This window comes from Flavobacterium sp. (genome assembly GCF_049590715.1).
Classification (GTDB): Bacteria; Bacteroidota; Bacteroidia; order Flavobacteriales; family Flavobacteriaceae; genus Flavobacterium.
In genome coordinates this window covers 21,956-28,919 of record NZ_JBAWDL010000105.1, presented here as the reverse complement: position 1 = coordinate 28,919, position 6,964 = coordinate 21,956, and the positions used below count along the sequence as shown (strand labels likewise).

At 33.2% G+C, this 6,964-nt stretch carries 9 protein-coding genes; 3 read left to right on the top strand and 6 right to left on the bottom strand.

The window, feature by feature from the left end; translation table 11 throughout:
* The 5 genes from WBQ70_RS05025 to WBQ70_RS05005 form a co-directional block, all read right to left on the bottom strand.
* Positions 1 to 103, bottom strand: a 103-nt coding sequence (locus tag WBQ70_RS05025; protein ID WP_423911360.1) for a glutaredoxin family protein, incomplete at its 3' end; no start/stop codon positions are given.
* 350 nt (positions 104 to 453) lie between these two features.
* Entirely contained in the window at positions 454 to 1,074 is a 621-nt protein-coding gene (locus WBQ70_RS05020; protein ID WP_423911358.1) for an SGNH/GDSL hydrolase family protein, read from the bottom strand.
* Positions 1,075 to 1,319: 245 nt separating this feature from the next.
* Entirely contained in the window at positions 1,320 to 2,207 is an 888-nt protein-coding gene (gene cysM, locus WBQ70_RS05015; protein ID WP_423911357.1) for a cysteine synthase CysM, read from the bottom strand.
* Between the two features lie 40 nt (positions 2,208 to 2,247).
* Entirely contained in the window at positions 2,248 to 3,039 is a 792-nt protein-coding gene (gene epsC, locus WBQ70_RS05010; RefSeq protein ID WP_423911355.1) for a serine O-acetyltransferase EpsC, read from the bottom strand.
* Between the two features lie 198 nt (positions 3,040 to 3,237).
* Complete coding sequence (locus WBQ70_RS05005) at positions 3,238 to 3,531, bottom strand: DUF2752 domain-containing protein (RefSeq protein WP_423911354.1); 294 nt, start codon at positions 3,529 to 3,531, stop codon at positions 3,238 to 3,240.
* Positions 3,532 to 3,636: 105 nt separating this feature from the next.
* Between WBQ70_RS05005 and WBQ70_RS05000 the strand changes: the two genes are divergently transcribed.
* Both WBQ70_RS05000 and WBQ70_RS04995 read left to right on the top strand, forming a co-directional pair.
* Complete coding sequence (locus WBQ70_RS05000; protein WP_423911353.1) at positions 3,637 to 3,819, top strand: hypothetical protein; 183 nt, start codon at positions 3,637 to 3,639, stop codon at positions 3,817 to 3,819.
* Positions 3,812 to 4,363, top strand: a complete 552-nt coding sequence (locus WBQ70_RS04995; RefSeq protein ID WP_423911351.1) for a Smr/MutS family protein — start codon at positions 3,812 to 3,814, stop codon at positions 4,361 to 4,363. The genes WBQ70_RS05000 and WBQ70_RS04995 overlap by 8 nt, the downstream gene beginning before the upstream one ends.
* A 385-nt stretch (positions 4,364 to 4,748) precedes the next feature.
* On the opposite strand, the gene WBQ70_RS04990 is transcribed toward WBQ70_RS04995, so the two are convergent.
* Positions 4,749 to 5,702, bottom strand: a complete 954-nt coding sequence (locus WBQ70_RS04990) for a hypothetical protein (RefSeq protein ID WP_423911349.1) — start codon at positions 5,700 to 5,702, stop codon at positions 4,749 to 4,751.
* Positions 5,703 to 5,789: 87 nt separating this feature from the next.
* Between WBQ70_RS04990 and WBQ70_RS04985 the strand changes: the two genes are divergently transcribed.
* Complete coding sequence (locus WBQ70_RS04985) at positions 5,790 to 6,917, top strand: cysteine desulfurase family protein (RefSeq protein WP_423911347.1); 1,128 nt, start codon at positions 5,790 to 5,792, stop codon at positions 6,915 to 6,917.
* Positions 6,918 to 6,964 lie beyond the last annotated feature (47 nt).

The window sequence follows — 6,964 nt, the reverse complement described above, 5'->3', positions numbered from 1 at the left end:
CATCTGGAGTGATGTCTAAATTGATGTATTCAAATTCAATATTGTTTTTGGTAAAAAACTCCTTTGTTCTTCGGCAATCAGGGCACCATTCAGCCCCGTACATTTTTATGTTTTTTTGCATAACTGTAGTTTTGTATAGTTTGTCTATTTAGAAGTCGCTCTTTTTTGTGATTACTGACAATTAATTTATCTCACATTAACTATTCAGAATGTTTAAAGGAATTCTAGATTTTAATCCCAAATTACATAATGTTTTTCAATCAATCCGTTATTTTGTGTTTTGGAGTTAATAATTAGTCTGTTAAAGGCTGTTTTTTGTACTAACTAATTTATTTTGAAATTAGGTAAAAGTAAAAACCATTAAGAAATTAAGTTCCATTAAGCAGTCCTACTTAATTTTTCTAAATCTTAATGGTTCAAAAAATGATGTTGGCTTTATAATATCTTAGTGTCTTAGCGGTATAGATTAAACATTTGAGCCATTACTTCATATCCTTTTCGGTTTGGGTGTACCCCATCTTCAGTATATGTGGTAATCATTCCGTCATTTTCATCCACCATTGCGGAGTAATAATCTAGATATTGAATATTGTTTTCTTTGGTGTAATGATGAAGCATTTGGTTTAAAGCGATAATTTTTTGAGAAGGATTTTCTCTAATTTTCCACGGAAACATATTAGCAGGTAAAACCGAACATAAGATGACTTTGATGTTATGTATTTGGGCTAGTTCCATCATCGAGAAAAGATTGTTGGTAATCATTTCTAAGGTTGCAGGACCAGTATTTCCTGCTATATCATTGGCTCCAGCCAAAATCACAACAGTTTTAGGTTGTAAAGCAATCACATCGGCTCTAAAACGTACGAGCATTTGGGGTGTTGTTTGTCCACTAATCCCACGATTGATGTATGATTTTCCTTCAAAGAATTCGGGCATTAACCTTCCCCAAAACTCCGTAATGGAATCACCCATAAAAACCACTCTGTTTTCTTCTGAAATAGGGGAATGGATAGATTGGTTCTCTTTTTCATATTTCTTTAAATACGGCCAGTCTTGTGTTGTTTTTTGCTGCATCGAATAAAAGTAAATGGATGTTATTTTTGAGTACTGTTAATTTGGATAAAATAAAACCATTAAGAAATTAAGACTATTAAGCAGGCAACTTAATTTAACTTATTTCTTAATGGTTCAAAATGTTTATTGTTCTTGTTGACTCCTGCGGACTTATATCATCTTTGCAGTTGATTAAATAGTGTTTAGTTCTTTAAAAAGCCATAGTAACTTTGCATTTTAACGGTAAAAAAATAGAAGAAAAACAATTAATCAAATAGATCCGAAGATAAATAACGGTCTCCACGATCACAGATGATGGCTACAACCACACCTGATTCTAGTTGGTTCGCAATTTTTACGGCTATTGCAACTGAACCACCACTGCTCATTCCTGCAAACACACCCTCATCTGTAGCCAGCCGTTTGGTCATTTCACGTGCTTCGGTTTCTGAAACGTCAATGGTTTGATCTACTTTGGAAGCATTGAATATTTTTGGTAAATATTCCTGTGGCCATTTGCGGATCCCTGGAATTTGCGAACCATCGCTTGGTTGCGCTCCAATGATTTGAATCGCAGGATTTTTTTCTTTCAAATAAGTTGATGTTCCCATAATGGTTCCAGTGGTTCCCATAGCCGACACAAAGTGCGTTACGGTTCCTTCGGTGTCATTCCATATTTCAGGACCAGTGGTGTTGTAGTGTGCTTTCCAGTTGTCATCATTGGCAAACTGATTCAGCATAATATAGCCTCCTTCGGCTACTTTTTTATCAGCATAGTCTCTAGAGCCAATGATTCCTTCTTTGGCAGAAGTTAAAATCACGGTTGCACCATAAGCACGCATGGTTTGGGTGCGTTCTTTAGTAGAATCTTCAGGGAGGATTAATTCTATTTCGATACCGAGTACTTGCGCAATCATCGCTAGAGCAATTCCAGTATTCCCACTAGTTGCTTCGATTAGTTTGTCTCCTTTTTTGATTTCGCCACGATCGAGAGCGCCTTTGATCATGTAATAAGCAGCTCTGTCTTTGACGCTCCCGCCAGGGTTGTTTCCTTCTAGCTTTAAAAGAAGTTTTACATTTTTATTTGGTACTAAACTGACTGTCTCTAAAAGTGGAGTATTCCCTATTAAGTCAACTAATTTTTGAGGTTTCATATTTTGAAGGTATGTTTAAAGGCTTTTTATGACTTTAAAATTATTTGATTTCTTTTACTTTTACTTCAGTGGTGGTGGTGTTTAAGACCATTGACTTAGCTGGGATTGATTTGGTTACCCATGCATTTCCACCTACAATACTATTTTCACCTATAATGGTTTCGCCTCCTAAAATAGTTGCATTGGCATAAATGCAAACATTTTCTTCAACAGTGGGGTGACGTTTGGCATTTTTCATGTCTTTACTAACGCTTAAAGCACCAAGAGTTACTCCTTGATAAATTTTGACGTATTTTTTAATCACGGTTGTTTCTCCAATTACAATACCTGTAGCATGGTCAATAAAGAAAGGAGAATCAATTTGAGCTCCAGCGTTGATATCTGTTCCAGTAGTTTTGTGCGCATACTCACTCATTAATCTTGAAAAAAGCATTAAGTCAAGATTGTACAACTCGTGACTCAATCGATAAATAGCAATGGCATAAAAACCAGGATACGCTAAATATACTTCCTCAATACTATTTGAGGCAGGGTCATTCTCTAAAATGTATGCAGCATCTTGGTTTAGTTTTTCAAGAACACTAGGTAGTTTTTGAAGAAAACTATTCCAAATAGCGTCACAATCGTTTTGTGGTTTTTTGCAAGCTACTTTTGAAATGTCTTTAAAAAGCGTTTCGAGTCCGTCGATGCTATCAGTTAAGGAAGCATTAGAATCAAACAAGGTATAAAATAGTTGTTCTGTAAAATCTTCAATTTTAGTTTTGATACGGTAATTGATAGATAAATGACTTTTTAATGCGTCAATATTTTGGATAATCAGATCTTTTGTCATGATTATAAAAGTTTAAAAGGTGAATGAAAAAGAAAATTCATGTTGTGTTTTTTAGTAACAGCAACAACAATTGCACAAAGAAGTTTGTGAATTGAAAGGAAATAAATAAGATGAATGTATGGTTTGCATTTTTGAAATTATTTTTCGGTAATTATGCTTCACAAATATATTGAACTATTTTTGATTAATGGGTATCTTTTAAGAATACAAAAGGAAATAATTCTTGTACCAATATCCTAAAATCATAGAAACGAGTTGTGCTAAAAACAGTAATTGAATGTTTTTTTTGGAGGTTATTTTTTTATAAAAAAAATGAAAACTGATGAAGATCAAAAAAAGAATGGTTGTAAAAATAGCGGGAAACATTTCGAATGAAGCTTGAAAATCACCTTGTCCTAAAAGTAAAAAAGCACGCTGAAAACCACAACCCAAACAGTCGATTCCAAAGACCGTTTTGCTGATGCAAGGAAGTAGTGTTTTTTGAATTTCCAAAGGGGGATTTTTTTAGCAATTTACAAAAATAAATTAGAATGTTTTTTTAGCTAAAAAGGATGCTAATTTTTAATTCCTTATTTTTGAAACCAGATAAAAAATCCAATGAAAATAATTCGAATTATAATAATGGTAATAGCAATACTTATCATTCTAACAGAGCAGGTAAGTGCGAATAAAAATGTATATTTGATGGTAGGGGCAATCGTTGTTTTTATGTTTGGTATGATGCAGTTGAGTGCCAAAACGCCAAGTAAAAATAAAAATAAAGAAGAAGATAATGTTTAGTAAAGGGGATAAGGTTTCGGTACTGGATGATGCTATTGATGGTGTTGTGATTTCAGTAAAAGATAAAGAGGTTACGGTTGAAACAACAGATGGATTTGTGATGACATATTTTGTCAATGAGTTAATTAAGGTAAACGATTCCAGTAGTTTAGATAATTCTATTAAAAGAATTAATATAAGTGAAGTGGAAAAAGAAAAAGCCATACCAAAACCAAGAAGTTTTGTAAAGGAACGCAAAAATAAAAATGAAATGCCGGTTCCGGAATTCGATTTACACATCGAAAAATTGGTTAGAAATAAACACGGAATGTCAAATTATGATATTTTGACATTGCAGTCTGAAACAGCAAAAAGGCATATTGAATTTGCCATTAAAAACCGAATTCCAAAGATTGTTTTTATACATGGTGTGGGTGAAGGAGTATTGAAATCAGAGTTGGATTTCTTGTTAGGTCGTTATGATAATATCGATTTTCATGAAGCCAATTATCAAAAATACGGACAAGGTGCAACCGAAGTTTATATCAAACAAAGTAAAAGTTAGTCGTTATTATTTCATCAAAAAAGGGACTTATTTCAACCTGAAATATGTCCCTTTTTTGATATGAAAAAAGGGGTAAAAAAAGTGATAGTTTAACAGATTTTAGACTGTTTTTTAAAGTGTGTTTTTCGCCTATTTTTTGGCGTTTAAAATTAAAATTTTAGTTCAGTTTTATTGCTGAAAGCAAATATAAATACCCCAATAAAGTAGCATGTCTAATGAATAAAATAAGATGCCTAATATCACTGAAAAGAAATTTCACATTACAATTGAAGTTTTATTGTATAGCTTTTGATCATAAAAAATGATATATAGAAACAAAAAAAAAGAGGCTTATTTCACAGTAGAAATAAGCCTTTTTTTTTGAAAACAATGATCTGAATTCAGTTTAATTAGTAGTATTTAATTCTCCTAAAAGATAACTATCACCCAAAGTAAAACTATTATTGCCTTTCTTTAATGTGGCTTTTTTTAGAGTAATTGTATGTTTGAAACCATTCGTTCCGTTAGTGGTTGTGGTTACTTCAATAATACCACTTGTATCAGATACACCTTCTGAACCAATCCATTCTTGAGAAAGGGTAGGTGTAGTAGGTGTTGTGGCTTGGCAGAAATAATCAGGACTTAAAAGACCTGTAAATAAGCGATAAGTCAATTTATTTGTTGTAGTACCTATTAAACCAATTCTAGGAGTATTTGGTGGTGTTACTTCGTTTACAATTAAAGATGGGGCTATGTCTAATAGTATTGCTTCGTTACTTTTGTAATCGTAAATTTGATTTGAACTACTACATTTAGTCAGTAGTTTTTCAAAATTAAAAGGAAGGTTAGTAGCGGTAGTTATATAGCGACCAAATGCCAATGTCCTAAAAGTTTGTTCCCCATTTTTTATTGAAAAAGTGATGTTTTTTAGGGTTATCAGATGGCTGTATCCAGTAATTTTAGTGCTATTATTGCCGTCTTCCGAAGTGTCTATTTGTGCGGAGGTTAATATTTCGATCGTTCCTGATGTAGCTACCCATTGGTCTACTACAATTGGAGTGGCTGGTTGGATGGTTTCGCAAATGTTGTCAGATGAAACTACACCATTATAAAAACGATAAACCACACGATTGCTGGTGGCACTTATAGTTAGTGATTTTGTAGTAGGTTCATTACCAAAACTAGTAGTTGGAATTTCAATAAGCAACGCTTCTTTATCGTTGATTTTGTATATAATATTGTTATTAGCACATTTTTGAGTATTGTACGTTTCAAAATCGATATTTTCTTGTGTTAGATTTCCATCGTCACAGCTGTTTAAAAGGAACATAAAAGCCAGTAGACTCGCAATTTTTTTCATTGTATAAAATATTTGATACAAAAATAGCGAAAAAAATGGCAAATGATATTGAAGAATTCACAATTGATATTTCATAACTTTGCGGTAATGAAAAAAGTATACCTAGATAACGCATCAACCACTCCAATTCGTCCAGAAGTGGTACAACTTATGACTAAAATTATGTTAGAGGATTATGGAAATCCTTCTTCTACGCATGGTTTAGGACGCAATAGTAAAAGTATTTTGGAACTTTCTAGAAAAGGAATTGCAAAATGTATTAATGCTACCGCTTCGGAAATTATATTTACTTCATCAGCTACCGAGGCCAATAACTGGATCCTTCGATCTGCTGTGGTGGATTTGAATGTTCGTAGAATTATTACTAGTAGAATCGAACATCATGCAGTTTTATATGTGGTTCAAGAATTACAAAAGGAATTTCATCTTCAAGTTGATTATGTCGATGTGAAAGCTGATGGATCGATTGACCTGACTCATTTGGTTGAACTTTTAGGTGTTGATGGGAAAACAGTGGTGAGTTTGATGCATGTAAATAATGAAACGGGTGTTGTATTGGATTTACAACGAGTTGGAATGCTTTGTAAGGAATATAAAACGCTGTTTCATTCGGATACGGTACAATCTTTAGGGAAAGTTGCTATTGATTTGCAATTGGTTTCAGTTGATTTCTTGGTGGCTAGCGCACATAAATTTCATGGACCAAAAGGAGTAGGATTTGCTTTTGTAAAGAAAAATTCTGGTTTGCAACCTTTGTTATATGGTGGAGAGCAAGAAAAGGGGTTGCGTGCAGGAACTGAAGCTGTCCATCAAATTGCAGGGATGACCAAAGCATTGGAAATTTCATGTGTTCAAATGAATGAAGAAATTAATTATATATCTGAATTGAAGTCTTATTTAATAACTCAATTAAAAACATTTTTTTCAGGTTTTTCAATTAATGGCAATGAGAATGCTTTGAGTACGATTTTGAATATTACGTTGCCTTTTTCTGCAGATAAAACGGCGATGATTTTGTTTCATTTGGATATGAAAGGAATTGCAGTTTCAAGAGGTAGTGCGTGCCAGAGTGGAAGCATCCGACCTTCACATGTATTAGCGGAGATGTTATCTATAGAAGATTTGAAGAAACCGAATCTCCGTATCTCGTTGAGTCATTATAATACGAAAGAGGATATCAATGTATTTATTGAGGCCTTGAAAAGTTTAAAATAGTATTCCTAATTTAAAGGGTATAGGGATTCTACAGATTTTAAAAAAGA